This window comes from Pseudomonas sp. FP818 (assembly GCF_030687335.1).
Lineage (GTDB): Bacteria > Pseudomonadota > Gammaproteobacteria > Pseudomonadales > Pseudomonadaceae > Aquipseudomonas > Aquipseudomonas shahriarae.
Genome location: NZ_CP117427.1, coordinates 326,597 through 352,611 on the forward strand (window position 1 = coordinate 326,597; position 26,015 = coordinate 352,611).

General features: G+C 61.0%; 21 protein-coding genes. 12 read left to right on the forward strand and 9 right to left on the reverse strand.

The features are described from left to right. The 3 genes from PSH80_RS01445 to gpmI form a co-directional block, all read right to left on the reverse strand. Entirely contained in the window at positions 1 to 1,308 is a 1,308-nt protein-coding gene (locus PSH80_RS01445; RefSeq protein ID WP_057958036.1) for a S41 family peptidase, read from the reverse strand. 29 nt (positions 1,309 to 1,337) lie between these two features. After that, positions 1,338 to 2,624, reverse strand: coding sequence for a murein hydrolase activator EnvC (locus PSH80_RS01450; RefSeq protein WP_057958037.1), 1,287 nt, complete (start codon positions 2,622 to 2,624; stop codon positions 1,338 to 1,340). A gap of 257 nt (positions 2,625 to 2,881) precedes the next feature. Beyond that, a complete protein-coding gene (gene gpmI / locus PSH80_RS01455; protein ID WP_057958038.1) occupies positions 2,882 to 4,408 on the reverse strand; it encodes a 2,3-bisphosphoglycerate-independent phosphoglycerate mutase in 1,527 nt (508 codons plus the stop codon). A 151-nt stretch (positions 4,409 to 4,559) separates the two neighbouring features. On the opposite strand from gpmI, the gene PSH80_RS01460 reads away from it, so the two are divergent. Genes PSH80_RS01460 through secB form a run of 3 tightly spaced genes read left to right on the forward strand, consistent with a single transcriptional unit; the run spans position 4,560 to position 5,759 of the window. Next, positions 4,560 to 4,973, forward strand: a complete 414-nt coding sequence (locus PSH80_RS01460; protein ID WP_029295907.1) for a rhodanese-like domain-containing protein — start codon at positions 4,560 to 4,562, stop codon at positions 4,971 to 4,973. 1 nt (position 4,974) lies between these two features. After that, positions 4,975 to 5,229 (forward strand): glutaredoxin 3, encoded by a 255-nt coding sequence (gene grxC / locus PSH80_RS01465; protein ID WP_115127178.1) that lies wholly within the window; start codon positions 4,975 to 4,977, stop codon positions 5,227 to 5,229. A 44-nt stretch (positions 5,230 to 5,273) separates the two neighbouring features. Further along, on the forward strand, positions 5,274 to 5,759 hold the full coding sequence (secB, locus tag PSH80_RS01470) for a protein-export chaperone SecB (RefSeq protein WP_057437139.1): 486 nt from the start codon (positions 5,274 to 5,276) through the stop codon (positions 5,757 to 5,759). Between the two features lie 157 nt (positions 5,760 to 5,916). On the opposite strand, the gene PSH80_RS01475 is transcribed toward secB, so the two are convergent. After that, entirely contained in the window at positions 5,917 to 6,372 is a 456-nt protein-coding gene (locus PSH80_RS01475) for a tRNA (cytidine(34)-2'-O)-methyltransferase (RefSeq protein WP_057437141.1), read from the reverse strand. Between PSH80_RS01475 and PSH80_RS01480 the strand changes: the two genes are divergently transcribed. Next, a complete protein-coding gene (locus PSH80_RS01480; RefSeq protein ID WP_057958040.1) occupies positions 6,371 to 6,811 on the forward strand; it encodes a hypothetical protein in 441 nt (146 codons plus the stop codon). The two genes, PSH80_RS01475 and PSH80_RS01480, sit on opposite strands and share 2 nt — an antisense overlap. Before the next feature lie 427 nt (positions 6,812 to 7,238). Here PSH80_RS01480 and ntrC read toward each other — a convergent pair whose 3' ends face one another. The 3 genes from ntrC to glnA form a co-directional block, all read right to left on the reverse strand. Continuing rightward, positions 7,239 to 8,675, reverse strand: a complete 1,437-nt coding sequence (ntrC, locus tag PSH80_RS01485) for a nitrogen regulation protein NR(I) (protein WP_057444610.1) — start codon at positions 8,673 to 8,675, stop codon at positions 7,239 to 7,241. Continuing rightward, positions 8,672 to 9,757 (reverse strand): nitrogen regulation protein NR(II), encoded by a 1,086-nt coding sequence (gene glnL / locus PSH80_RS01490; protein WP_057437145.1) that lies wholly within the window; start codon positions 9,755 to 9,757, stop codon positions 8,672 to 8,674. The genes ntrC and glnL overlap by 4 nt, the downstream gene beginning before the upstream one ends. 464 nt (positions 9,758 to 10,221) lie before the next feature. Then, positions 10,222 to 11,628 (reverse strand): glutamate--ammonia ligase, encoded by a 1,407-nt coding sequence (glnA, locus tag PSH80_RS01495; protein WP_057958042.1) that lies wholly within the window; start codon positions 11,626 to 11,628, stop codon positions 10,222 to 10,224. A gap of 333 nt (positions 11,629 to 11,961) precedes the next feature. Here glnA and thiI point away from each other — a divergent pair, with 333 nt between their 5' ends. After that, positions 11,962 to 13,416 (forward strand): tRNA uracil 4-sulfurtransferase ThiI, encoded by a 1,455-nt coding sequence (gene thiI, locus PSH80_RS01500; RefSeq protein WP_057437149.1) that lies wholly within the window; start codon positions 11,962 to 11,964, stop codon positions 13,414 to 13,416. A gap of 139 nt (positions 13,417 to 13,555) precedes the next feature. After that, positions 13,556 to 15,376 carry a translational GTPase TypA gene (gene typA / locus PSH80_RS01505; protein WP_024072901.1) on the forward strand — a complete coding sequence of 607 codons (1,821 nt, stop codon included), beginning with the start codon at positions 13,556 to 13,558 and terminating at the stop codon, positions 15,374 to 15,376. 205 nt (positions 15,377 to 15,581) lie between these two features. Here the strand turns inward: typA and PSH80_RS01510 are convergent, their stop codons facing one another. Further along, entirely contained in the window at positions 15,582 to 16,016 is a 435-nt protein-coding gene (locus tag PSH80_RS01510) for a YkgJ family cysteine cluster protein (protein WP_032862271.1), read from the reverse strand. Between the two features lie 240 nt (positions 16,017 to 16,256). Here PSH80_RS01510 and PSH80_RS01515 point away from each other — a divergent pair, with 240 nt between their 5' ends. From PSH80_RS01515 to PSH80_RS01540, 6 genes are all read left to right on the forward strand, one after another. After that, a complete protein-coding gene (locus tag PSH80_RS01515; protein WP_305418902.1) occupies positions 16,257 to 18,707 on the forward strand; it encodes a glycogen/starch/alpha-glucan phosphorylase in 2,451 nt (816 codons plus the stop codon). Positions 18,708 to 18,863: 156 nt separating this feature from the next. Then, positions 18,864 to 21,935 carry a DUF2339 domain-containing protein gene (locus tag PSH80_RS01520; protein ID WP_169989251.1) on the forward strand — a complete coding sequence of 1,024 codons (3,072 nt, stop codon included), beginning with the start codon at positions 18,864 to 18,866 and terminating at the stop codon, positions 21,933 to 21,935. Next, complete coding sequence (locus PSH80_RS01525; protein ID WP_128593036.1) at positions 21,935 to 23,272, forward strand: DUF3999 domain-containing protein; 1,338 nt, start codon at positions 21,935 to 21,937, stop codon at positions 23,270 to 23,272. The genes PSH80_RS01520 and PSH80_RS01525 overlap by 1 nt, the downstream gene beginning before the upstream one ends. 111 nt (positions 23,273 to 23,383) lie before the next feature. Then, positions 23,384 to 24,394 carry a class 1 fructose-bisphosphatase gene (locus PSH80_RS01530; protein WP_186625116.1) on the forward strand — a complete coding sequence of 337 codons (1,011 nt, stop codon included), beginning with the start codon at positions 23,384 to 23,386 and terminating at the stop codon, positions 24,392 to 24,394. Between the two features lie 237 nt (positions 24,395 to 24,631). Then, the gene (locus PSH80_RS01535) at positions 24,632 to 24,886 is read left to right on the forward strand and encodes a lipoprotein (protein WP_038445326.1); all 255 of its coding nucleotides are present in this window, start codon (positions 24,632 to 24,634) and stop codon (positions 24,884 to 24,886) included. Positions 24,887 to 24,916: 30 nt separating this feature from the next. Then, positions 24,917 to 25,486: a lipocalin family protein gene (locus PSH80_RS01540; RefSeq protein WP_032862264.1), complete on the forward strand. Its 570-nt coding sequence runs from the start codon at positions 24,917 to 24,919 to the stop codon at positions 25,484 to 25,486. Positions 25,487 to 25,534: 48 nt separating this feature from the next. Here PSH80_RS01540 and PSH80_RS01545 read toward each other — a convergent pair whose 3' ends face one another. Further along, the gene (locus PSH80_RS01545) at positions 25,535 to 25,843 is read right to left on the reverse strand and encodes a hypothetical protein (RefSeq protein ID WP_057958046.1); all 309 of its coding nucleotides are present in this window, start codon (positions 25,841 to 25,843) and stop codon (positions 25,535 to 25,537) included. Positions 25,844 to 26,015 lie beyond the last annotated feature (172 nt).

Below are 26,015 nucleotides of genomic sequence, written 5' to 3' on the forward strand. Positions count from 1 at the left end.
TCAACGGCTGCGCGTAATGCTCAAGCCCTTGAGCAGGCTCAGCGCCTGGGCCAGTTGGTAATCGTCGTCCTGTGGCATCGGCTTTGCTTTCGGGCCGCTGCCGGTTGGCTGGTCGGCGCCGCCGTTGCCATTGCCCAGGTGACCTTGCAGGTCGGCTTCCTTGAAGTACTCGTTGTCGCTTTCGTTGGTGATCTTGGCCCGGCGCACCTCGATATCCGGCACGATGCCCTGGGCCTGGATCGAGCGACCATTAGGCGTGTAGTACAGCGCTGTGGTGATCTTCAGCGCACGCTCGTTGTTCAGCGGCAGCACGGTTTGCACCGAGCCCTTGCCGAAGCTGGTGGTGCCCATCAGTACCCCGCGTTTCTGGTCTTGCAGGGCGCCGGCGACGATTTCCGAGGCCGAGGCGCTGCCGCCGTTGATCAGCACCGCCAGCGGTACGTTTTCGCTGAGGTCCTTGCCGGTGGCCGAGAAGCGCAGTTCGGAGTTGGCAATGCGGCCCTTGGTGTACACGATCAAGCCTTTGGTGATGAAGTGGTCGACCACTTCCACCGCCGATTGCAGCACGCCGCCGGGGTTGTTGCGCAGGTCCAGGACGATGCCGTTGAGCTTCTTGCCGTTGTCCTTGCGCAGCTTGGCCAGGGCCTTGGCCACTTCGTCGCCGGTCTTGACCTGGAACTGGGTGATGCGGATATAGCCGTAGCCCGACTCCAGCAACTGGCTCTTCACGCTCTTGACCACGATGGTGGCGCGGGTCAGGGTCACGTCAAACGGGCTGCCGCCGTCGCGCACCAGGGTCAGGGTGATTTTCTGGCCGACCTTGCCGCGCATCTTGTCGACGGCTTCGGTCATGGTCTGGCCACGGGTCGGCTGGCCGTTGATCTTGACGATCAGGTCGCCGGCCTGGATGCCGGCCTTGGACGCCGGGGTGTCGTCGATTGGCGACACCACCTTGATGATGCCGTCCTCGGCGCCGACTTCGATGCCCAGGCCGCCGAATTCGCCGCTGGTGCTTTCCTGCAGCTCGGCGAAATCTTCCGGGCCCAGGTAGGCAGAGTGCGGGTCGAGGTTGCTGAGCATGCCTTTGATGGCGTTTTCCAGCAGGGTCTTGTCGTCCACGGGTTCGACATAGGCGGCCTTGATCCGGTCCATGACCTCGGCAAAGGTGCGCAATTCGTCCAGCGGCAGCGGTGCCTTGGTGGTCGCGGCCATGGCAGACGGTGCGGTCTGGTCGGCGAATGCCATAGGCGCGCCGATCACCAGGGCGATCGTCAGGGCCAGCGAAGTGAGGCGGGACAAATGCAGCATGTCGAACGAACTCCTAATGTAGGTGCGGCCTATCCTTGGGCGCGACACCATTGTGCAGGGTCGCTCGGGCGGCCCTGCTGACGAATAGCAAAGTACAGCGCCGGGGTGTCCTGGCCACCACTGTTACCGACAGTGGAGATGGATTCACCGGCTTTTACAACATCACCTGCGGCCTTGAGTAACGTTTGATTGTGGCCGTACAGGCTCAAATAGCCATTGCCGTGGTCAAGAATCACCAGCAACCCGGCGCCGCGCAACCAATCGGCGAACACCACGCGCCCGCCGTGGACGGCGTGCACCTGGCTGCCCGCAGAGGCGCTGATCATCACGCCATCCCACTTGGTACGGGTGTCATCGCCACGGGTTTCACCAAAGCGTGCCAGTAGTCGACCATCAACTGGCCATGGAAGTTTGCCTCGGGCAGTAGCAAAAGGCCCGCCAAACGATTCGCCGGCCCTGGAAACCAGCGGCCCGGGTGCTGCACGCGCCGGTTTACGCGGGGCGTCGCTGGCGAGCGCCTCGGCTTCACGCTGGCGCTTTTTTTCTGCTTCCTGCTGGGCCATCAGCGCTTTCTGCCGCGCTTCTTCGGCCTCGCGGGCCTGGCGTGCCAGGGTTTCCTCGATGGTTTTGAGTACTTTGGCCAGGTCGGCCTGGTCCTGCTGACGCGCCTGCAACTTGGCATCACGGGCTTTTACGTCGTTGTTGAGCTTGGCCAGGGCCTGCTGGCGCTCCTTGCGCACTTTGTCCAGCTCGTCGCGCTGGGTGTCCAGGCTGCTCTTCTGGGCCAGCAGTTGGCTTTGCTGGTCAGCGATTTCCTGCTCGACGTTGGCCAACTGGCGCAGGGTCTCGTTGAAACTCTTGAGTTGCTCCAGGCGCGCGGTGCTCAGGTAATCGTAGTAGGTCAGGGTGCGGGCGAATTTTTCCGGGTTCTGCTGGTTGAGCAGCAGCTTGAGGTATTCCTGGCGGCCGTTCTGGTAGGCGGCACGGGCCTGGATCGCGATCAGGCGTTGCTGTTCAACGCGCGCGCTCTGGAGTTTTTTTTTCTCACCGTCGAGTCGCTCCAGTTCCGACTCGCTCTTCTTTAATTCTTTTTGCAGCTCCTGGACCTGCTTCTCCAGCTTGCCCATTTCGGTTTCCGTGCCGCGCAGGTCTTTCTGCACCCCGGATTTTTCTTCCTGGAGCTTGCCGAGCAGCTTTTTCAGCTCGGTAATGTCCTGACGCGTAGCGTCCAACTGTTGTTGGGTTTGCGCACGTTCGTCGGCCAAGGCCGGTTGGAGCACGCAGACAAGAGCAAGGGTAATCAAGGCGCGAAGCATAGAGGCGGGCGACACCAGGGAAAGGGACGGCCTAGTATGCCCGCCCCACGCTGCAAAAAAAACGCCCAATTCAGGCTGGCGGGCAAGTTAGGTGCCGAGTGGCGGGGGTGTGGCTAAAAGCCACCTTCAAAAACGCCACTTACCCATGTGGGAGCGGGCTTGCCCGCGATTGCGCTATGTCGGCCATAGCAATGTCGGCTGATCCGTCGCTATCGCGGGCAAGCCCGCTCCCACATTGTTTGGTGGTGGTTTTAAAATCAGACCAGAATCGAGGTGCCGGTCATCTCGGCAGGTTTCTCCAGGCCCATCAGCATGAGCATGGTCGGTGCCACGTCCGCCAGCACGCCGCCTTCGCGCACCTTGAAGTCGCGTTTGCCGACATAAATGAACGGCACTGGCTCGGTGGTGTGGGCTGTGTGGGCCTGGCCAGTGGATTCGTCGGACATCTGCTCGCAGTTGCCGTGGTCAGCGGTGATCAGCGCTTCGCCGCCGACCTTCTCCAGGGCCTCGACGATCCGGCCTACGCACAGGTCCAGGCATTCCACGGCCTTGATTGCTGCTTGCAGGTTGCCGCTGTGGCCGACCATGTCGCCGTTGGCGTAGTTGACCACGATCACGTCATAACGCTGGTGTTCGATGGCGTCGACAATTTTATCGGTAACTTGCGGTGCGCTCATTTCCGGCTGCAGGTCGTAGGTGGCGACTTTCGGCGACGGGATCAGGATGCGCTCTTCGCCGGGGAACGGTTCTTCGCGGCCACCGGAGAAAAAGAACGTGACGTGGGCGTATTTCTCGGTCTCAGCGATGCGCAGCTGGGTCTTGCCGTTCTTCGCCAGGTAATCACCCAGCACGTTTTCCAGGCTGCCCGGGGCGAAGGCCGACGGGGCCGGGATGTTGGCGGCGTATTGGGTGAGCATCACGAATTCGACCTGCGGGCGGCGCGCGCGCTCGAAGTCTTTGAAACCCTCATCGACGAACACATGGCTCAACTCGCGGGCACGGTCGGCGCGGAAGTTCATGAACACCACGGCGTCGCCATCTTCGACCTTCACCGGCTCGCCGATGGTGGTGGCCTTGACGAACTCATCGCTCTCGCCACGGGCGTAGGCGGCTTCCAGGCCTTGCTGGGCGGTGGCAGCGTTGAATTCGGCGTTGCCGTCGACGATCAGGTTGTAGGCCTGGGACACGCGGTCCCAGCGGTTGTCGCGGTCCATGGCGAAGTAGCGGCCGACCAGGCTGGCGATACGGCCCTTGCCGAGGGCGGCGAAGGTCGCGTCCAGCAGTTCGATGGACGATTGCGCGCTTTTGGGCGGGGTATCGCGGCCATCGAGGAAGGCGTGCAGGTAGATCTTCTCGGCACCGCGCTTGAAGGCCAGTTCGGCCATGGCCACCAGATGATCCTGGTGGCTGTGTACGCCACCGTCGGACAGCAGGCCCATGAAGTGCACGGCCTTGCCGGCGGCAACGGCTTTATCCACCGCGGCGCAGATGGTCGGGTTCTCGAAGAACTCGCCATCGCGGATGGCTTTGGTCACACGGGTGAAGTCCTGATATACCACTCGTCCGGCGCCCAGGTTCATATGGCCGACTTCGGAGTTGCCCATCTGGCCGTCCGGCAGGCCGACGTCCATGCCCGATCCGGAGATCAGGCCATTGGGTACGCTGGCGCACAGGCGGTCCAGTACTGGCTTGTTCGCCGCGAATACGGCGTTGTCGTGGGGGTTTTCACTGTGACCGAAGCCATCGAGAATCATCAGGACCAAAGGTTTAGGCGTGGTAGTCATAGATCCTCTCGCGGCGTTATTAAAGGAAGGCGATTGAAAAGGGAGTGGCAGTTTAAAGCGAAGTTCCGATGCCGTCACCGCTTTACGGGGGTTGGCCCCCCATGGCGGCTGTGTATACTTACCGCCATTTTAACGCCCTGGAACCTCCTTGATGGTTGATCACCTGATTGCATTTGCTACCTCTCACTATCTGCTGGTCGGTGCCTTCGTCGTACTGCTGGCGCTGCTGATTGCTCATGAAGTGAGCCGTGGCGGCCGTAGCCTCAGCACCGCCGAGCTGACCGCGCTGGTCAACAAGGACCAGGCCGTTGTCGTCGACATCCGCCCGGCCAAGGACTTTGCCGCCGGTCATATCGTCGGCGCGCTGAATATTCCCCAGGACAAGCTGATCGCCCGCATCGCCGAGCTGGAAAAGCACAAGGCCAAGACCATTATCCTGGTCGACGCCCAAGGCCAGCACTCCGGTGGCCATGCCCGCGAAATGATGAAAAGCGGCTTCACCGCCGCCAAGCTGTCGGGTGGTATCTCCAGCTGGCGCGCCGATAACCTGCCGTTGGTGAAGTGATATGAGCCAGGTTGTCGTTTATTCCAGCGATTATTGCCCCTATTGCATGCGAGCCAAGCAGTTGCTCCAGAGCAAAAAGGTTGCCTTCGAAGAGATCAAGGTCGATGGCAAGCCTGCGGTGCGTGCCGAGATGGCCCAGAAGGCGGGGCGCACCTCTGTGCCGCAAATCTGGATCGGTACCCAGCATATCGGTGGATGCGACGACCTGTTCGCCCTGGAGCGCGCCGGTAAACTCGACGCGCTGCTTCACGTCTGACTCCAAAAACCTAAAAGACCCCAAGATCAAGAAGGATCTGCGAGATGACTGACCAACCGAACATCGAAGCGGCAGCAGAAGAGGCTCAAGGCCCACAATTTTCCCTGCAGCGTATCTACGTGCGTGACCTGTCGTTCGAAGCGCCGAAAAGCCCGGCGATCTTCCGTCAGGAATGGACCCCAAGCGTCGGCCTGGACCTGAACACCCGTCAGAAGCAGCTCGAAGGCGACTTCCACGAAGTGGTACTGACCCTGTCGGTCACCGTGAAGAACGGTGAAGAAGTGGCATTCATCGCTGAAGTCCAGCAGGCCGGTATCTTCCTGATCCAGGGCCTGGACGATGCGTCCATGAGCCACACCCTGGGCGCGTTCTGCCCGAACATCCTGTTCCCGTATGCCCGCGAGACCCTGGACAGCCTGGTCACCCGTGGCTCGTTCCCGGCCCTGATGCTGGCCCCGGTGAACTTCGATGCCCTGTATGCGCAAGAGCTGCAGCGCATGCAACAGGAAGGCGCACCGACGGTTCAGTAAGCTGAACCCGACGCTGCTCTAAATGTGGGAGCGGGCGTGTGTGGGAGCTGGCTTGCCAGCGATAGCATCACCTCTGTGTCACTGACACACCGAGGTGCCTGCATCGCGGGCAAGCCCGGCTCCCACACACGCCCGCTCCCACATTTGGTTTTGGGGGTTATTTGAACCCGAGCTGGCGCCAGCCTTCGTAGACGGCGACGGCCACGGTGTTGGACAGGTTCAGGCTGCGGCAGCCTTCGCGCATCGGCAGGCGCAGGCGCTGGCCGTCGGGCAGGGCGTCGAGTACGTCTGCCGGCAGGCCACGGCTCTCTGGGCCGAACAGGAAGGCGTCCCCTTCGGCAAAGCTGGCATCATGAAACGGCCGCGAGCCCTTGGTGGTGAACGCAAACAGGCGCGGCTGGCCCAGGCTCTCCAGGCAACTGGCGAGGTCGGCGTGGCGCTGCAGGGTGGCGTACTCGTGATAGTCCAGGCCCGCGCGGCGCAGGCGCTTGTCGTCCATTTCGAAGCCCAGCGGCTCGATCAAATGCAGGTGGCAGCCACTGTTGGCGCACAGCCTGATAACGTTGCCGGTATTCGGCGGAATTTCTGGTTGAAAAAGGATGACGTGAAACATGCACGGCTCCGAAGATAAAGATGCAGCGCATTCTACCCCTGAAGACGACCCCAGGCCGAAGCTATTGCCTCGCGTCCTGGGCTCGCTGGCGATTGTCGGCCTGATGGTGGGTTTGATGATCGGTCGCCTGACCACCCCGGACCCGACTGCCTTGCTGCAGGTCGAGCCTGCCGCAGATGGCCTGGTGGTGTGGTTCAACAGCGAGCCGAAGCTGCATGGCGAGCATATCGACGGCACCGTGGCGCTGCTGTTCGACGCCCAGGGCCAGGCCCAGGCGGGGCAATTGAAGGTCAATGACAAGGATGTGAACTGGCGCGTGCGCAAGACCGATGCTGGCTTGCTGCTGAACCTGGTGGCGGCGCGGCCGCTGCGGGGGGAATGGTCGGGCAAGGCGGTCGATGACCGCTGGCGACTGGAGATCCATCTCCTGGAGCAATAAAAGAGGGAGTTCCCGGCCTGCCTGTACCAGGGCTCCCAAAACGGTTTGACGCTCGAATTAAAGAGGGGATTCTCGGCCTGCCTGTACCAAGGTCCCCGAAACTGGGTAGTACCAGGGTTATTGCAGGGGGCGTGCCAGATTGGCGAGATTGTCTGAGAGTTTTCTTTTATAAAGCGCAAAGCCCCGGATTACGGGGCTTTGGTGTTTTCAGGGCTCAGGATTTATTTAAAAGTAGCCTGGGTTTTGTGCGCGATACCGGTTCATGGTGCGTTGAAGCGGTGCACACCACACAAATGTGGGAGCAGGCTTGCCTGCGATGCGGGCACTTCGGCCTTTCAGAGATACCGAGGTGATGCAATCGCAGGCAAGCCAGCTCCCACATAAGCCCTCATCCACATTAGGTCATTCATGTGCTGGAGGGCTGTACTCAGGCCTCTTCGCCCTCATCATCATCCCCACCATCGACCTTCATCCCCAATTCCTTGATCTTGCGGGTCAAGGTATTGCGGCCCCAGCCCAGCAGCACTGCGGCATCACGACGCCGGCCTGCGGTGTGCTTGAGGGCGGTTTCGATCATGATCCGCTCAAAGGTCGGCACGGCGCTGTCCAGCAGGCTTGACTGGCCGCGGGCCAGGGCCTGGTCGGCCCATTGGCGCAGGGCCTGTTCCCAGTTGGTCACCGGTGCTGAATCCTGCGGCAGGCTCAACAGTTCCGGTGGCAGGTCGCTGATATGCACTTCGCGCCCGGACGCCATCACCGTGATCCAGCGGCAAGTGTTTTCCAGTTGGCGCACGTTGCCCGGCCATGGCAGGTTCTTCAGGTATTCCTCGGTCTCCGTCTTCAGCAGCTTGGGCTCCACCGCCAGCTCCTGGGCGGCGCGGCTGAGGAAGTGACGGGCCAGGGTCGGGATATCTTCGCGGCGGTCCGACATGCGTGGGATATGGATGCGGATCACGTTCAGGCGGTGGAACAAGTCCTCGCGAAACTTGCCGGCGTGCACCAGGGTTTCCAGGTTCTGGTGGGTCGCGGCGATGATGCGCACGTCGACCTTGACCGGCGTATGGCCGCCGACACGATAGAACTCACCGTCGGCCAGTACCCGCAACAGCCGGGTCTGGGTGTCGGCCGGCATGTCGCCGATTTCATCGAGGAACAGCGTGCCGCCGTCCGCCTGTTCAAAACGCCCGCGACGCAGGTTGGCTGCGCCGGTAAACGCGCCTTTTTCGTGGCCGAACAGCTCGGATTCCATCAAGTCCTTGGGGATCGCCGCCATGTTCAGCGCGATAAACGGCGAGGCCGCCCGTGGGCTGTGACGGTGCAGGGCATGGGCCACCAGCTCTTTACCGGTCCCGGACTCACCGTTGATCAACACGGTGATGTTGGAGTGGCTCAGGCGCCCGATGGCGCGAAACACTTCCTGCATCGCCGGTGCTTCACCGATGATCTCCGGGGTGCGGGTCAGGGTCGGTACCACGGCCTGGCCTTGCTGTTCCTGGGCGTGCTGGTTGGCGCGCTTGACCAGTGCCACCGCCTCATCGACGTCGAACGGCTTGGGCAGGTACTCGAAGGCGCCGCCCTGATAGGACGCGACAGCGCTGTCCAGATCCGAGTGCGCGGTCATGATGATCACCGGCAAACGCGGGTGCTGCTCGCGAATCCGCGCCAGCAAGTCCAGGCCACTGGCGCCGGGCATGCGGATATCGGAGATGATCACGTCGGGCTGCTGGCGCGCCAGGCGGCTCATCACCCCATCAGCGCTGTCGAAGCTCTGGGTGGTCATGCCTTCCTGTTGCAAGGCTTTCTCCAGGACCCAGCGGATGGAACGGTCGTCATCGACGATCCAGACAGTTTCACTACGGCTCATGTCGATGGGGCTCCTTGTTCCAGTGGCAGAAAGATCGAAAAGGTCGTGTGGCCGGGATGGCTTTCACATTCGATCAGGCCCTGGTGCTGGCTGATGATGTTCTGGGTAATGGCCAGGCCCAGCCCGGTACCGTCCGGGCGGCCGCTGACCATTGGGAAGAAAATGGTTTCCTGCAGTTCGGCCGGGATACCCGGGCCGTTGTCGATGATCTCGACCTTGGTTACCAGGCGATGGCGCACATGGCCGATGGTGAACTGGCGCAAGGCGCGGGTGCGCAGGCTGATGCGCCCCAGGCGCAACTCGTTCTGGCTGCTGATGGCTTGCATGGCGTTGCGCACGATATTGAGCACCGCCTGGATCATCTGCTCGCGGTCGATCAGGACATCGGGAATGCTCGGGTCGTAGTCGCGCACCAGGGTGATGCAGCCCTGGCTTTCGGCCTCCACCAACTGGCAGACGCGCTCCAGTACCTCATGGATATTGGTCATCGCCAGCGACGGCAGCTTGTTGGAGCCGAGCATGCGGTCCACCAGGTTACGCAGGCGGTCGGCTTCTTCGATGATGACGTTGGTGTAGTCCTTGAGGTTCTCATCCGGCAGCTCGCGGGCCAGCAACTGTGCGGCGCCGCGAATCCCGCCCAACGGGTTCTTGATCTCATGGGCCAGGCCGCGCACCAGCATCTTGCTGGTTTCCTGCTTGGACAGCTGGGCTTCTTCCTTGGTGATGCGCAGCAGGCGATCCCGGGGATGCACTTCCAGCAGCAGCAAGGTGGCGCCGTGGCTCAGGATCGGCGTTACCGCGTAGTCGACGGTCAGGGTCTGGCCGGTGAGGGCCGTGAGCATCGCTTCACGCTTGGTAAACGGGTGGGCCTGCTCCACGGCCTGGCGCAAGGAACTCAAGGCCTCGGCGGACTCGGTGAACAGCTCGCTGATAAATTGCCCATGGCTGCGCTGACCGCTGATGGCCAGGAGCATCTCCGCCGCGGGGTTCATGTACTCAAGGCGCAGTTCGTCATTGAGCAGAATGGTCGCGGTGGTCAGGTTGTCGAGTAGCAAGCGGTGCAGTGCGTCGCTGATGGTCATTAGGACCTCTTTTGGAGCAAGGCGTGGGCTTGAGGCACACGCTGATACCAGGAAAATGCAAAAACCAAACCAAGGCTCCGAAAAGAAGCGTAAAAGCCCTGAAATGGGGGCTTTAGGCGCGAAACTATGGCGTTCGGCCAGCTCTCTCGGGAGATTTCGACCCAAAATGGGTTGATGGGTGGGCAAGGGTGCAACCTATCGCACCAATATAGTGCGAATTCCCACATTCTGTTCAGCGATCAAATATTTCCTGAAAAACCCCAGTCAAACTGTAGGAGCTGGCTTGCCTGCGATAGCGGTGGTTCAGTCAGTCGTGATGTGACAGATACACCGCTATCGCAGGCAAGCCAGCTCCTACAGTTCTGATGGGGTTTGCAAAGGTGGATAGTCATTGTTTCAGGCAAAAAAAAGACCTCCCGAAGGAGGTCTTTTTTTGTCACGCCACGTTAAGCAGCGCTACCGGATCAGCAGCTGTAGTACAGCTCGTATTCCAGTGGGTGTACGAAGGTGCGGACCTTGATTTCTTCTTCGCTTTTCAGGGCGATGTAGGCGTCGATAAAGTCGTCGCTGAACACGCCGCCTTTGGTCAGGAACGCACGGCCCTTGTCCAGCTCTTCCAGGGCTTCTTTCAGGCTGCCGCACACTTGTGGGATCTCTTTGGCCTCTTCAGGCGGCAGGTCGTACAAGTTCTTGTCGGCGGCGTCGCCTGGGTGGATCTTGTTCTGGATGCCGTCCAGGCCAGCCATCAGCAGTGCAGCAAAGCCCAGGTACGGGTTGGCTGCTGGATCCGGGAAGCGTGCTTCGATACGGCGAGCGCGAGGGCTGGACACGTAAGGAATACGGATCGACGCGGAACGGTTGCGAGCCGAGTAGGCCAGCATTACCGGTGCTTCGAAACCTGGGACCAGACGCTTGTAGGAGTTGGTCGACGGGTTGGTGAAGCCGTTCAGGGCCTTACCGTGCTTGATGATACCGCCGATGAAGTACAGGGCAGTGTCGGACAGGCCGGCATAACCTTCGCCAGCGAAGGTGTTCTTGCCATCTTTGGCGATGGACAGGTGAACGTGCATACCCGAACCGTTATCGCCGTACAGTGGCTTAGGCATGAAGGTAGCGGTACGGCCATAGGCAACGGCAGTGTTGTGTACGCAGTACTTCAGGGTCTGGACTTCGTCAGCCTTGGCCACCAGGGTGTTGAACTTCACACCGATTTCGTTCTGGCCGGCAGTGGCCACTTCGTGGTGGTGCACTTCGATGACCAGGCCCATGTCTTCCATGGCGTTGCACATGGAGGTACGGATTTCGTGGTCGTGGTCGAACGGCGGAACCGGGAAGTAACCACCTTTGATACCTGGACGGTGGCCATGGTTGCCGCCTTCCACGTCCTGGTCGGACATCCACGAACCTTGTTCGGAGTAGATCTTGAACATCGAGCCGGAGATGTCGGACTTGAACTTCACTTGGTCGAAGATGAAGAATTCTGGTTCCGGGCCCACGAATACGGTGTCACCGATACCGGTGGACTTCAGGTATTCCTCGGCACGCTTGGCGATCGCACGTGGGTCGCGGTCGTAGCCTTGCATGGTCGAAGGCTCGATCACGTCGCAGACGATGATCAGGGTCGGCTCTTCGGTGAACGGATCGAGTACGGCGGTGGAGTCGTCCGGCATCAGGATCATGTCGGAGGCTTCGATGCCTTTCCAGCCAGCAATGGAGGAGCCGTCGAACATTTTGCCTTCTTCGAAGAAGGCGTCATCCAGCGCATCGCGAGCCGGCATGGTCACGTGGTGCTGAGTGCCTTTGGTGTCCGTGAAGCGCAGATCAATCCATTTAACGTCATGATCTTTGATGAGTTGAACCGACTTCGACATAGTGTCCTCCGGGTGGCTTCGGGCTTGGGTAGTGGAGTAGCCCTTAGAATGTGGGTGATGCCGGCGCGGATAGTCCGCCATGGCAACCTGCCTCACAAGAGAGCAAATTGCATGCCAGTGCCCCGACATGGGTTTTTTGCCTCAAAATCGCCCCTATAAAGGTGCAAATCGAAAAAACGGCAAAAATTGCGCACTGCAATGTAGCGCAACTGCCTGTAAATGCACCTGTTTGGTGCATGGTGTGCCGTTTGTATATTAACTGGTCAAACCTTGAGCGATTTCCGCTATAATCCGCGCCCCCCTTTTTCGGCTGGCCCTGCGCGCGCTGTTTCCATGAAATTAATCGTTAAAGTCTTCCCCGAAATCACCATCAAGAGCCGACCGGTACGGATGCGTTTCATCCGTCAATTGGCCAAGAATATCCGCGCCGTGCTCCGTGACCTGGACCCGGCTGTGGTGGTGAACGGTGTGTGGGACAATCTCGAGCTGGAAACCCGCATTACTGACGCCAAAGCCTTGAAAGACATGACCGAGCGCCTGAGCTGCATGCCGGGCATCGCGCACTTCCTGCAGGTCGACGAGTACCCGCTGGGCGATTTCGACGACATCACTGAAAAATGCAAACTGCACTTCGGCAACAGCCTTGAAGGCAAGATTTTTTCAGTGCGTTGCAAGCGTGCCGGCAAGCACCCGTTCAGCTCCATGGATGTCGAGAAATACGTCGGCAGCAAGCTGCGTCGCGAGTGCGGCGCCGCTGGAATTTCGCTTAAAGAGCCGCAAATCGAAGTGCGCATCGAAATTCGCGACCAACGGTTGTTTGTGATCCACAGCCAGCACAACAGCATCGGCGGCTACCCGCTGGGCGCGCTGGAGCAGACCCTGGTACTGATGTCCGGCGGTTTCGACTCCACCGTGGCGGCCTACCAGATCATGCGCCGCGGCCTGATGAGCCACTTCTGCTTCTTTAACCTGGGCGGGCGTGCACATGAATTGGGCGTGATGGAAGTCGCGCACTATATCTGGAAGAAGTACGGCAGCTCCCAGCGCGTGCTGTTTGTCAGCGTACCGTTCGAGGAAGTCCTGGGAGAAATTCTCGGAAAAGTCGATAACGGTCATATGGGCGTCGTATTGAAGCGTATGATGTTGCGCGCAGCGTCGAAAATCGCCGACCGCCTGCAAATCGAAGCGCTGGTTACCGGCGAGGCGATTTCCCAGGTCTCCAGCCAGACCCTGCCGAACCTGTCCGTGATCGACTGTGTGACCGACAAGCTGGTATTGCGCCCGCTGATCGCCAGCCACAAGCAAGACATCATCGACCTGGCCAACGAAATCGGCACCGCTGATTTCGCCAAGCACATGCCAGAGTACTGCGGGGTCATCTCGGTGAACCCCAAGACCCATGCCAAGCGCTACCGCGTGGAGCATGAAGAGAAAGAATTCGACATGGCGATTCTGGAGCGAGCGCTCGAGAACGCCAAACTGGTGCCGATTGATCGGGTAATCGATGAATTGGGCCAGGATGTGCAGATCGAAGAAGTCAGCGAAGCCCTGGCCGGCCAGATCGTCATCGACATCCGTCACCCGGATGCCGCTGAAGATGAGCCACTGGAAATCGCTGGCATCGACGTGCAAACGCTGCCGTTCTATGCACTGAACGCGCGTTTCAAGGAACTGGATAACAGCCGTCAGTACCTGCTGTATTGCGACAAAGGCGTGATGAGTCGCCTGCATGCCCACCATTTGCTCAGTGAGGGATATGCCAATGTGCGCGTTTATCGACCGAGCTAAGAGCCCGGGGCTGTTTGCCTGTGGCCTGCGTCACCGGCCCCCCGACTCTGCCGTCAAGCTGTAACGGCAAGGCCTGACTCTACTGTTAATCGCTGCCACGACCTGTCAGCACACCGAATCCTCTGATCGAGATACACAAGTGATCGAAAATCTACGTAACATCGCCATCATTGCCCACGTTGACCATGGTAAAACCACCCTGGTAGACAAACTCCTGCGTCAATCCGGCACCCTGGAGCGCAACGAGCTCAACGACGAGCGCGTGATGGACTCCAACGACCAGGAAAAAGAGCGCGGTATTACCATCCTGGCAAAAAACACCGCTATCAACTGGAACGGCTACCACATCAACATCGTGGACACCCCGGGCCACGCCGACTTCGGCGGCGAAGTAGAACGCGTAATGTCGATGGTTGACTCCGTTCTGCTGCTGGTTGATGCCCAAGACGGCCCTATGCCGCAAACCCGTTTCGTGACCAAGAAGGCTTTCGAAGCCGGCCTGCGTCCGATCGTGTGCATCAACAAGGTTGACCGTCCAGGCGCGCGTCCGGACTGGGTTCTGGACCAGATCTTCGACCTGTTCGACAACCTGGGTGCTACCGAAGAGCAACTTGATTTCCAAGTGATCTACGCCTCTGCCCTGAACGGTATTGCCGGTCTGGAACACACCGCCATGGCGGAAGACATGACCCCGCTGTACCAGGCGATCGTTGACCACGTGCCACCTCCGAAGGTTGACCGTGACGGTCCGTTCCAGATGCAAATCTCGGCACTGGACTACAACAGCTTCCTGGGTGTTATCGGCGTTGGCCGTATCGCTCGTGGTAGCGTCAAGCCGAACACCCCGGTTGTGGCTATCGGCGCCGACGGCAAGAAGCGTAACGGTCGTATCCTGAAGCTGATGGGTCACCACGGTCTGCACCGTATCGACGTTGAAGAAGCTTTCGCCGGCGACATCGTGTGCGTAAGCGGTATGGACTCGCTGTTCATCTCCGACACCCTGTGCCAGCCGGACACTGTCGAGGCGATGAAGCCTCTGACCGTTGACGAGCCAACCGTTTCCATGACCTTCCAGGTAAACGACTCGCCTTTCTGCGGTAAAGAAGGCAAGTTCGTGACTTCCCGTAACATCAAGGAACGTCTGGACAAAGAGCTGCTGTACAACGTTGCACTGCGCGTTGAAGAAGGCGACTCGGCTGACAAGTTCAAGGTTTCCGGCCGTGGTGAGCTGCACCTCTCGGTACTGATCGAAACCATGCGTCGCGAAGGCTTCGAAATGGGCGTTGGTCGTCCTGAAGTGATCATCCGTACCGTTGACGGCGTGAAGCAGGAACCGTTCGAAAACGTCACCATCGACACCCCTGAAGAATCCCAGGGCAAGGTCATGGAAGAGATGGGCCTGCGTAAGGGCGACCTGACCAACATGGTGCCGGATGGCAAAGGCCGTGTGCGTCTGGAATACAACATCCCTGCTCGTGGTCTGATCGGTTTCCGTAACCAGTTCCTGACCCTGACCAACGGTGCTGGCATCCTGACCTCGATCTTCGATCGCTACGACACCATGAAGTCCGGCGACATGTCCGGCCGTCAGAACGGTGTTCTGGTATCGGTAGAAACCGGCAAGGCGCTGACCTACTCCCTGGAAACCCTCCAGGCGCGTGGCAAGCTGTTCGTTGAACACGGTCAAGAGATCTACAACGGCCAGATCGTTGGTCTGAACAGCCGTGACAACGACATGGGCGTCAACCCAACCAAAGGCAAGAAGCTCGACAACATGCGTGCTTCGGGTAAAGACGAAACCATCGCCCTGGTTCCACCTGTTCGCTTCACCCTGGAACAGGCTCTGGAATTCATCCAGGACGACGAGCTGTGCGAAGTAACGCCGAAGTCCATCCGTCTTCGTAAGAAGATCCTGGACGAAGGCGAGCGTACCCGCGCTGCCAAAAAGGCCAAGAACTGATACTTAGTTCCAGCTGAAAAAAACGCCCCCGGTCGAAAGGCCGGGGGCGTTTTTTTATGCCTGCAGATTGTGTGGTGTCTGGCCTGTGATCGTTCCCACGCTCCGCGTGGGAATGCAGCCCTGAACGCTCTGCGTTTGCCCTTGGCAGCGGGGCGCAGAGCGCCCCAGGAGGCATTCCCACGCGGAGCGTGGGAACGATCATCGGTTAGAACTTGTCGAGCGTACGCAACTTGGTCTCGCGCACCACTTCCTTGGGCTTGTACGCGCAATACCCCGGCCGTGGCCCGATTTTCGGGTGATTGCGGCAGGTATCCGGGCGTTTGTCATAAATAGTGCAGAAGCGCGTCTTACGATCCAGGTACAGGCAATCGTTGTTGCTCATGCGCTGCAGAGTAAAGATCTCGGACTTGGAGTTGAACCGCTCGACGATGCCTTCCTTCTGCAAGCGCTTGGCGATGTTCTTCGGCGGGTCGCCACGCTCGAACTCGTCAACGATACCAATGCGGATCAAATCCTTGATCTTCACCTCAACCGGCAGGGTGCAGCAGTTGGATGTGCAGCCGCCGCACATGTGGCTGGAGTATTTCTGCCACGTTTCGAGACGGTCGAGTTCCGCGGCGGCGATCAGTTGAGGCTTCATCAGGTTTCCAAGAGGGGCTTTGTCCGGGCGCGCGATGATACCGGGATTGGTGATTTTTTGAACAATATTTTGCGGGTTTCGGCTCAAAGGCCGGTCCGACGCACAAACGGGCACGGCCCCTGCATCTAAAACCGGTATGCGTGAATGAGTGAAAAAACTGCCGAACCGTCAGCCATGCCATGGGTCAGACCGTCTAGGCTCTAGGATTTCCCTTCTTCTATCTCGCCCGAGGTCGCACCGATGTCTCAGGAACCGCTTGCACGAGAAGCAGAGGTAGCCGCGTTTCGCGATGCTGTCTTGACCAAACTCACTTATGCGGTGGGCAAGGACCCCGATCACGCCTTCGACCACGACTGGTTCGAAGCCATTGCCCTGGCGGCGCGCGACCATATGGTCGAGCACTGGATGGACCACACCCGGCGTATCTACCGCAGCGGGCAGAAGCGGGTGTATTACCTGTCCCTGGAGTTCCTGATCGGCCGTCTGCTGTTTGACAGCCTGAGCAACCTCGGCCTGTGGGAGGTGGCGCGCGAAGCTGTCGGCGAGTTGGGTGTGGACCTGGAGCGCATTCGCCTGCTGGAGCCCGATGCGGCCCTGGGCAACGGTGGCCTGGGGCGCCTGGCCGCGTGCTTTATGGAAAGCATGTCGACCCTGGGCATTGCCGGCCATGGTTATGGCATTCGCTACGAGCACGGGCTGTTTCGCCAGGCGATTGTCGATGGCTGGCAGCAGGAACAGACCGAGCGCTGGCTGGATTTCGGCAACCCCTGGGAGTTCGAGCGCGCCGAGGTGATCTACCCGATCGGTTTTGGCGGCAGTGTCGAGACCGTGCTGGATGCGTCCGGCAAGTCGATCCAGGTCTGGTCGCCCAATGAAACCGTGCGCGCGGTGGCCTACGACACCCCGGTGGTCGGCTGGCGCGGTGCCAGTGTGAACACCTTGCGCCTGTGGCGCGCGCGGGCCGTGGAAGACCTGCACCTGGAGCGTTTCAATGCCGGTGACCATTTGGGCGCCGTCGCCGAAGTGGCCCGTGCCGAAAGCATCTCCAGGGTGCTTTACCCGGCCGACAGCACCGAAGCGGGGCAGGAACTACGCCTGCGCCAGGAATACTTCTTCGTCTCGGCCTCCCTGCAAGACCTGCTGCGGCGCCACAAAAACATGCACGGGTCGGTCCTGAGCCTGGGCGAGCACGCGGCCATCCAGCTCAACGACACCCACCCGTCCATCGCCGTGGCCGAGTTGATGCGCCAGTTGGTCGACTTGCACGATATTGCCTGGGAGGCGGCCTGGCAGGTCACGGTGGAGACGCTGTCCTACACCAACCACACCCTGCTCCCCGAAGCCCTGGAGACCTGGCCGGTGGGCCTGATGGAACGCATGCTGCCCCGGCACATGCAGATCATCTACCTGATCAACGCCCAGCACATTGATTCGCTGCGGGCCAAGGGCATCCACGATTTCGATGTACTGCGCGCCGTCTCGCTGATCGAAGAGGACAACGGCCGGCGTGTGCGCATGGGCAACCTGGCGTTCCTCGGCTCCCATAGCGTCAACGGCGTGTCCGGGTTGCACACGCAGTTGATGCGCAGCACGGTGTTCTCCGAACTGCACAAGCTCTACCCCGAGCGTATCAACAACAAGACCAACGGCATTACCTTCCGCCGCTGGCTGTTCCAGGCCAACCCCAAGCTCACCGCGATGCTGGTGGAAGCCCTGGGCCCGGATATTCTCGACAATATGGAACAGCGCCTGGTGGAGCTGGAAACCTTTGCCGAGAAACAGGCATTTCGCAAAGCCTTTGCCGAGCAACGCCTGTACAGCAAGCGCGTGCTGGCCGATATTATCCATGAACGCCTGGGGATCGCGGTCAACCCGGCGGCGATGTTCGACGTGCAGGTCAAACGCATCCACGAGTACAAGCGCCAGTTGCTGAACCTGTTGCACACCGTCGCCCTGTACCAGGCGATTCGTGCCGAGCCCGAGGTGGACTGGGTGCCGCGGGTGAAGATCTTCGCCGGCAAGGCGGCGGCCAGTTATCACCAGGCCAAGCTGATCATCAAGTTGACCAACGACATCGCCCGTACGGTGAACAACGACCCGACCGTGCGCGGTTTGCTCAAGGTGGTGTTCCTGCCTAACTACAACGTCAGCCTCGCGGAAAACATCATCCCGGCCGCTGACCTGTCGGAGCAGATCTCCACCGCCGGCTTCGAGGCCTCGGGCACCAGTAATATGAAGTTCGGCCTCAATGGCGCACTGACCATCGGCACCATGGACGGCGCCAACGTGGAGATGCACGAGCGCATCGGCGGCGAGCATATGTTTATCTTCGGCCTGAGTGCCGAACAGGTGGAAGCGCGTAAACAGGCCGGTGAGTTCAGCGCCGCTCCCGAAATCGCCGCCTCTCATCGCCTGAACGATGTGCTGCAGGCGATTCGTGGCGGGGTGTTCTCGCCGGATGATCCAGGGCGCTATGTGGGGCTGATTGATTCGTTGATCGACTACGATCGCTTCCTGGTGTGCGCCGATTTTGATTCCTACTGGGACGCCCAGGCGCGGGTCGAAGCCCATTGGCATGACTCCAAGGAATGGTGGCGTTCGGCGGTGCTCAATACCGCGCGTACGGGGTGGTTCTCGTCGGACCGCACCATCCGGGAATATGCGACCGAGATCTGGAAAGCCCTGGACTAAACGCCGCAGGAGCAAAATGGGGGAGCGGGCTTGCCCGCGATAGCGGTACGTCAGTTAGCAAATAGTTGACTGATGCACCGCTATCGCGAGCAAGCCCGCTCCCACATGGGTTATGCGTCTATATACTGGGTCTCGGTTTGCTTAGGGATTTGGACCATGCAATGGATGTTCATGCTGATTGGCCTGGTGCTCGGCTGGGCGCTGGATGAATCGTTCAGTGATGCAGGCTTCGGTGCACTGCTGGGTTTGGGGATTGGCCAGGCCATTCGCCTGTCGCACCTTGGCAGTGCCCTGAAGGCGCTGGAGCAACGCCTCGCGCTGCTGGAAAAGCCGCCTCAGGTCGAACCGTCCATGGCCGAACCCGCGCCCGCCCCGGAGCTGGTCTGGGAGTTGCCCGCCGAACTGCAATCCACCCCGGCTCCCGAACCGAGCCCGCCGCTGCCGGACGACCTGTGGAAACCGGCCGCCGTTGCCCGCGAAGCTGAACCCGAAATCCCCCGTAGCCCCACCCTGATCGAACGTGCCATCGGCGCCGCGCGCAACTGGCTGCTGGGCGGCAATACCGTGCTGCGGGTCGGCGTGGTGCTGTTGTTCCTCGGCCTGGCATTTTTGCTGCGTTATGCCACCGAAGGCATGGTGGTGCCCATCGAGCTGCGCTACGCCGGTGTCGCTGCCTGTGCCCTGGGCTTGCTGGGCCTGGGGTGGTGGCTGCGCCTGCGCCGGGGCAGTTATGCGCTGATCCTGCAAGGCGCGGGCATCGCCGTGTTGTACCTGACGGTGTTCGCCGCCATGCGCCTGCACCCATTGCTCGATCCGAGCGCGGCACTGGGCCTGTTGGTGGCGGTGACGGTGTTTTCGGCGATCCTGGCGATTACCCAGGACGCCATCGGCCTGGCCTGCGCCGCCGCGCTCGGCGGGTTTGCCGCGCCAATCCTCGCGTCCACCGGCGAGGGCAACCATGTGGCGTTGTTCAGCTACTTCGCCCTGCTCAACGCCGGGATCCTCGCCATCGCCTGGTTCAAGGCCTGGCGCTTGCTCAATGTGATTGGCTTTGCCGGCACCTTCGGTATCGGGTTTGCCTGGGGTATTCGCTCTTACACACCGGAACTGCTGTGGAGTACCGAGCCGTTCCTGATTCTGTTTTTCCTGATGTACCTGGCCATCGGCTTGCTGTTTGCGCGACGCAAACTCCTGGAAACGGCCGATGCCCCGGCCGATGACAGCCGTGCCGCGCTGCTGCGCTGGTCGGCAGCCAAGGGCGATTATGTGGATGGCGGCCTGCTGTTCGGCCCGCCGCTTGTGGCATTTGGCTTGCAGTTCACCCTGGTGCAGCACCTGGCCTTCGCCCCGGCCTTCAGTGCGTTGGCATTGGGCATCATCTATATGGTCCTGGCGCGGGTGCTTAGCGGTGGGCGCACCGTGTTGCTGGCAGAAACCTGCCTGGCCCTGGGTGTGATCTTTGCCAGCCTGGCGATCCCGCTGGGCCTGGACGCGCGCTGGACCGCGGCGGCCTGGGCGGTGGAAGGCGCCGGCATCCTTTGGCTCGGTCTGCGTCAGCAACGCTCGTTGGCGCGGGCGTTTGGCCTGCTGTTGCAGTTGGGCTCGGCGCTGGCGTTTCTCAGTGAGCTGGACGTGGGCGAACACACGCTGCTGGACGGCGCGGCGCTGGGCGCCTTGTTGCTCGGCGTGGCGTTGCTGTTCAGCTTCCAGCAACTGCGCACGGCCGCGCTGGAGCAGACCTCGAAGTGGGAGCGCCAGGGCTTGCCGGTCCTGGCCGGCCTTGGCCTGGGCTTTGTGTACCTGCTGGCGCCGTTGCTGGTGGCCGAGCAGGGCACCGCGATCAGCTGGGCGCTGGCGGGACTGGTGACGGTGTTTGTCGGCGTGTCTATCGCTTCGCGCACCTTCCTGTTCTGCGCGCTCGGCGTGCAAGTGCTGGCGGGGGCTTTGGTCGCGCTGACATCCTGGGGCGGCGGTGAACTGCCGGCGTTCCGGCATATCGGTTTCTGGGCGCCGATGCTGGTCGGGTTGGCCGCATTTGTCGGCGCCTGGCGCTTGCGGGGCAGTGATCGACGACTCAAGTTGCCCCATGTATCCAACGGCCTGCTGGCCTGGGGCGCGGCGTGGTGGGTATTGGCGCTGAACCACGAAGTGCTGCGCTTCACCCCGCCAGAGTTGCAAGCCACCTTCCTGTTGGCGGCGGCTGCGGCCAGTGCAGCGTTGTGGATGTTGTTGGCGTTGCGCTTGCGCTGGGCCGCGCTGGGCACCCTCTGCCTGTTGCTGATGCCGGCGGTGGCGCTGGTGGTATTGGTATCGTTGCATCGCTATTACCACCCGGCGGCCGAATGGGGCTGGCTGGCCTGGCTCGCGGTGTTCGCCGTGCATTTCATCGCGCTGCGTTATTTGGCCGACCTGGCGGCGGCAAAAGCCTTGAGCGTCGCCCACGTGCTGGGCTGCTGGATGCTGATCGGCATGCTGGCCCTGGAATTGCGCTACGGCCTGTTGGTGCTTTCGGTGCAATACAACGCCTGGCGCTGGCTGGGCTGGGCGATTTTCCCAAGCCTGTACCTGATAGCCATTGCTGCGCCGCGCCAGTGGCCGTGGCCGCTATCGGCTTATCCACGCGAATATCGCCTGCTGGCCGCGCTGCCGTTGGCCGCGCTGATGCTGGTGTGGTTCTGGTTGGCGAATATGTTCAGCGACGGCACGGCCAGGCCATTACCGTATGTGCCGTTGCTCAACCCCTTGGATCTTGGCCTGCTGTTTGCGCTGCTGGGCGTGTACCTGTGGGCGCGCAGCGCGGCGCCGCAACTGGGCGGCCGCACCCCGTGGATTGCCCAGGGCGTTGCCGGGGTCTCGCTGTTTGCCTTCTTCACCGCACTGGTGATGCGCGCGGCGCACCATTGGGGCGGCGTGCCGTTTGATCTGGATGCGTTGCTTGACTCGATGCTGGTGCAGGCCGGGCTGTCGATTGTCTGGACCCTGATTGCCCTGGGCCTGATGATCGGCGGGCACCTGCGCAATCGCCGGGAAGTGTGGCTGGTCGGCGCGGTGCTGATCGGCGTGGTGGTCGCCAAGTTGTTCCTCGTCGAGCTGAGCAACCGTGGCGGGCTGGAGCGGATCGTGTCGTTTATCGGCGTGGGCGGGCTGTTGCTGGTGGTGGGTTATTTCGCTCCGCTGCCGCCCAAACGCAGCGAACCTGAGATTCAAACCCAAGGAGCGTCCTCTTGATCGGCAAACTGAGCATTGCACTGGTGGGCCTGTGCGCCGCGTTATCGGCGTCGGCCGCAGAAGGCCCCGCAGACTTCACCGCCAAAGTGCCGCTGACGGTCAGCGGCGAAGGCCCCTGGTATCGCCTGGAGTTGCCGCTGGCGGTGCAATTGAGCGCCCGTCAGGCCGATCTCAGTGACCTGCGGGTGTTCAACGCGGCGGGCGAGCCCCAGGCATATGCATTAGTGCGGCAGTCGCCCGCAAGCGCAAACAACCTGGCCCGGCTGAAGGGCTTCCCGCTGTATGCCGCCGACAACGCCAGCGACAGTGTGCCCAGCGTGCGCGTGCAATCCAGCGCCACGGGAACCCTGGTGCAGGTGCAGCCGTCCAGCGAGGCGCCGGCCGGCGCGCAGGTGCGACGCGGCTGGCTGCTGGATGCCAGTGCAATCAAGGCGCCGTTGCAAAAGCTGATCCTCGATTGGGCTGCCGAGCATGATGGCTTCCAGCGTTTCAGTATCGAAGCCAGTGACGATTTGCAGCACTGGCGCTCCTGGGGCGGCGGGCAGGTGGCGCGCCTGGCATTTGCCGATGAACGGGTGGAGCAGCGTGAAGTCGCCTTGCCAGGGCAGCCGGCGCGCTACCTGCGCCTGCTATGGCAAGGCCAGGCCGCGCCCGAGTTGACCTCCATTGAAGTGCAGAGCACCAGCAGCCTGCCGTTGTCGCTGGTGTGGTCCGAGCCATTGGCCGGCAGCACCCTGGAGCCTGGGCAGTACAGCTGGCAGTTGCCTGGCGTGTTAAGTGTCGAGCGGGTGCGCGTTGAGTTGCGCCAGCCCAACAGCCTGGCGCCGGTGGGTCTGCAAGGGCGGCAGGACAGCAAGCAGGCATGGCAGCCATTGAGCCGTGGTTTGCTCTATCGGTTGACGCAGGGCGGGCAAGAAGTCACCCAGGATCAATTGCAGTTGCCGGGTTACCCGGTGCGGCAACTCAAGCTGGACGTAGACGAGCGGGGCGGTGGCCTGGGCGCGCAGGCGCCGGCGTTGAGTTTTGCTGTGCGGGCCACGCAAGTGGTGTTCCTGGCGCGGGGCGAACAGCCGTTTACCCTGGCGCTGGGCAACCCGTCGGCCAAGGCTGCGAACCTGCCGTTGACGACCCTGATTCCCGACTACCAACCCCAGCGCCTCGCGGCTCTGGGCCAGGCTCGGGTCGATGGCGAATGGCACGCCAACCCGCCAGCCGCGCCAAATGTCGCAGGTATCAACTGGCAGACAATCGGCCTGTGGGCCGTATTGCTGCTGGGCGTAGCGGCACTTGGGGCGATGGCCTACAACCTGTTGCGCAAGCCGCCTACCAGGCCCTGAGCCGGGGCCTACATGAACTCTGTCAGGGTTATCTCGTCTGATAGGAGGAAATGCGCCCCGACTCGCGCTAAACTGCGCGGGTTTTTAGCCCCCCATTCTCCGGAGCCGTCCATGTCCCGCGTTACCCTGAGTCGCTATTTGATTGAGCAGACCCGCAGCAACAACACCCCTGCCGATCTGCGCTTCCTGATCGAAGTGGTGGCGCGTGCTTGCAAGGAAATCAGCCACGCCGTGTCCAAAGGCGCGCTGGGCGGCGTCCTGGGCAGCATGGGCACTGAAAACGTGCAAGGCGAAGTGCAGAAGAAACTCGACGTGATTTCCAACGAAATCCTGCTCGAAGCCAACGAATGGGGCGGTCACCTGGCCGGCATGGCCTCCGAAGAAATGGACAATGCCTACCAGATCCCGGGCAAATACCCTAAAGGCGCGTACCTGCTGGTATTCGACCCGCTGGACGGCTCGTCGAACATCGACATCAACGCGCCAGTCGGTACCATCTTCTCGGTACTGCGTTGCCCTAACGAATACCTGAGCCAGAACGAAGCGCTGAACGAAAACGCCTTCCTGCAGCCAGGCACCGAGCAGGTTGCTGCCGGCTATGCGATCTACGGCCCACAGACCATGCTGGTGCTGACCCTGGGTGATGGCGTCAAGGGCTTTACCCTGGACCGTGAAATGGGCAGCTTTGTGCTGACTCACGAAGACATCTCCATTCCTGCCTCGACCCAGGAATTCGCGATCAACATGTCCAACCAGCGCCACTGGGAAGAACCGGTCAAGCGCTACGTCAACGAGTTGATGGAAGGCGAAGAAGGCCCGCTGAAGAAAAACTTCAACATGCGCTGGGTGGCCGCGATGGTTGCCGACGTACACCGCATCCTGACCCGTGGCGGTCTGTTCATGTACCCACGCGACAGCCGCGAGCCGTCCAAGCCGGGCAAACTGCGCCTGATGTACGAAGCCAACCCGATGTCGTTCCTGGTTGAGCAGGCGGGCGGTGCGTCGACTGACGGCCACCAGCGCATCCTCGACATCCAGCCTGAAGGCCTGCACCAGCGTGTGGCGGTGTTCCTGGGGTCCAAGGAAGAAGTGGCGCGTGTGACGGGTTACCACAAGGCCTAAGGCCTTCTGTAGGAGCAGGCTTGCTCGCGAAGTATTCCCGGCGCAGCGCTGCGTTGGCTGGATGTTTTTCGCGAGCCAGCTCGCTTTTACAATGAATCATGCGCCAGACCAAGGCCCCGAAACGTTTCAGCGATTCGGGGCTTTTTTTGTTTTTGCCTTGCGGGAACCAGACCCCCCTTTTCCCTTCTAAGCTTCTGGCAGACCCCCACTGCTGCGTGTCCCTCCAGGAGCTCTACCATGTCGTTACGCCGTCTCGCCCTCTTGTGCTTTTGCGTGCTGTTGGCCGCTTGCAGCAAGGTCACCCAGGAAAATTACCAGAAGCTCTCGGCTGGCATGGCCAAGGCCGAGGTGGAGTCGCTGTTGGGTAAGCCCACCGATTGTTCTGGCGCACTGGGCATGTCCAGTTGCACCTGGGGCGACAAAAACAGCTTTATCAGCGTGCAGTACGCCGGTGACAAAGTTCTGATGTTTTCCGGGCAAGGCCTGAAGTAAACCGGGGCGCAAGCCTGCGGGAGAAGAAGAATGATGCGTTTTGTTTTATACCTTTGCGCCAGCCTGTTTTTGGCAGGCTGCGCCAGCCATTCTGGCGATGATCTGCAACCCAAGACTGTCGGCAGCGTCAACCTCAAGCGTTACCAGGGCACCTGGTACGAACTGGCCCGCCTGCCCATGTACTTCCAGCGCAACTGCGCGCAATCCGAGGCCCGTTACTCCCTGCTACCCGATGGCGACATGTCAGTGTTCAATCGCTGCCTGACCACCGAGTGGAAGTGGGAAGAAGCCAAGGGCACGGCCACGCCGCAGGTCCCGGGCAAGACCGACAAGTTGTGGGTCGAATTCAATAACTGGTTCACCGCGTTGCTACCGGGCGTGGCCAAGGGCGATTACTGGGTGTTGTACGTCAGCGATGACTACAAGACCGCCATCGTCGGCAGCCCGAGCCGGCGCTATATGTGGCTGTTGTCACGCACGCCGACCGTCAGTGCCGACACCCGCGAAGACTTGCTGAGCAGGGCGCGCCAGCAGGGTTACGACACCACACGTTTGATCTGGCGTACGTCGGACAAGCAGATGGCCAAGACCTCGCAGTAATGCGAAACAAAGGGCGGGTTTTTTAATAAACCCGCCCTTTTTTTGCCCTCAGGTTCTGGCCGTGGCGGGGTGCAGGTGTGCAATGGATCGATCAACCGTGGTCTTGGCGATCTCCAGTAAATGCCACACCGCCAACACCTTTGCCCGTTCGGGGCTTTGCAGCATCTCTCCACAATCGAGCGCCGTCGCTGACGCACTGTCCAGCAGGCTGGCGGTGTAGAGCAGGGCGTCTTCGAAGCTCAAATCGTCGCGGGCACTGTGAGCATCTTGGGTCGGCAGGTAGTGGTCGATGGCGCGGTTGAAGGCGGCGCGGTCTTTGGCGGGGTCGCTGGGTGGGTCGGGGACAATTTTATGCATGGTGAAGCTCCTTGTGAGAGTCGGAGCCGGTCCGTCGCGACTAAACGAAGGGTGGCGGCTGTACGCAGGTTAGTCGACCGGCCACAAGGAATCCGGCGCACCCGAGGGTGCCCTGCGCACAGCCGCCATAAAACTTCATGTGACCATGCGCCTTGTGATGTGCCGGGCGACT

Bases quoted from the DNA above. Each gene is read 5' to 3' on its own strand.
- PSH80_RS01445 (WP_057958036.1), bottom strand. From the start codon at position 1,308: ATGCTGCATTTGTCCCGCCTCACTTCGCTGGCCCTGACGATCGCCCTG.
- PSH80_RS01450 (WP_057958037.1), bottom strand. From the start codon at position 2,624: ATGCTTCGCGCCTTGATTACCCTTGCTCTTGTCTGCGTGCTCCAACCG.
- gpmI (WP_057958038.1), bottom strand. From the start codon at position 4,408: ATGACTACCACGCCTAAACCTTTGGTCCTGATGATTCTCGATGGCTTC.
- PSH80_RS01460 (WP_029295907.1), top strand. From the start codon at position 4,560: ATGGTTGATCACCTGATTGCATTTGCTACCTCTCACTATCTGCTGGTC.
- grxC (WP_115127178.1), top strand. From the start codon at position 4,975: ATGAGCCAGGTTGTCGTTTATTCCAGCGATTATTGCCCCTATTGCATG.
- secB (WP_057437139.1), top strand. From the start codon at position 5,274: ATGACTGACCAACCGAACATCGAAGCGGCAGCAGAAGAGGCTCAAGGC.
- PSH80_RS01480 (WP_057958040.1), top strand. From the start codon at position 6,371: ATGCACGGCTCCGAAGATAAAGATGCAGCGCATTCTACCCCTGAAGAC.
- PSH80_RS01475 (WP_057437141.1), bottom strand. From the start codon at position 6,372: ATGTTTCACGTCATCCTTTTTCAACCAGAAATTCCGCCGAATACCGGC.
- ntrC (WP_057444610.1), bottom strand. From the start codon at position 8,675: ATGAGCCGTAGTGAAACTGTCTGGATCGTCGATGACGACCGTTCCATC.
- glnL (WP_057437145.1), bottom strand. From the start codon at position 9,757: ATGACCATCAGCGACGCACTGCACCGCTTGCTACTCGACAACCTGACC.
- glnA (WP_057958042.1), bottom strand. From the start codon at position 11,628: ATGTCGAAGTCGGTTCAACTCATCAAAGATCATGACGTTAAATGGATT.
- thiI (WP_057437149.1), top strand. From the start codon at position 11,962: ATGAAATTAATCGTTAAAGTCTTCCCCGAAATCACCATCAAGAGCCGA.
- PSH80_RS01510 (WP_032862271.1), bottom strand. From the start codon at position 16,016: ATGAAGCCTCAACTGATCGCCGCCGCGGAACTCGACCGTCTCGAAACG.
- PSH80_RS01515 (WP_305418902.1), top strand. From the start codon at position 16,257: ATGTCTCAGGAACCGCTTGCACGAGAAGCAGAGGTAGCCGCGTTTCGC.
- PSH80_RS01520 (WP_169989251.1), top strand. From the start codon at position 18,864: ATGCAATGGATGTTCATGCTGATTGGCCTGGTGCTCGGCTGGGCGCTG.
- PSH80_RS01530 (WP_186625116.1), top strand. From the start codon at position 23,384: ATGTCCCGCGTTACCCTGAGTCGCTATTTGATTGAGCAGACCCGCAGC.
- PSH80_RS01535 (WP_038445326.1), top strand. From the start codon at position 24,632: ATGTCGTTACGCCGTCTCGCCCTCTTGTGCTTTTGCGTGCTGTTGGCC.
- PSH80_RS01540 (WP_032862264.1), top strand. From the start codon at position 24,917: ATGATGCGTTTTGTTTTATACCTTTGCGCCAGCCTGTTTTTGGCAGGC.
- PSH80_RS01545 (WP_057958046.1), bottom strand. From the start codon at position 25,843: ATGCATAAAATTGTCCCCGACCCACCCAGCGACCCCGCCAAAGACCGC.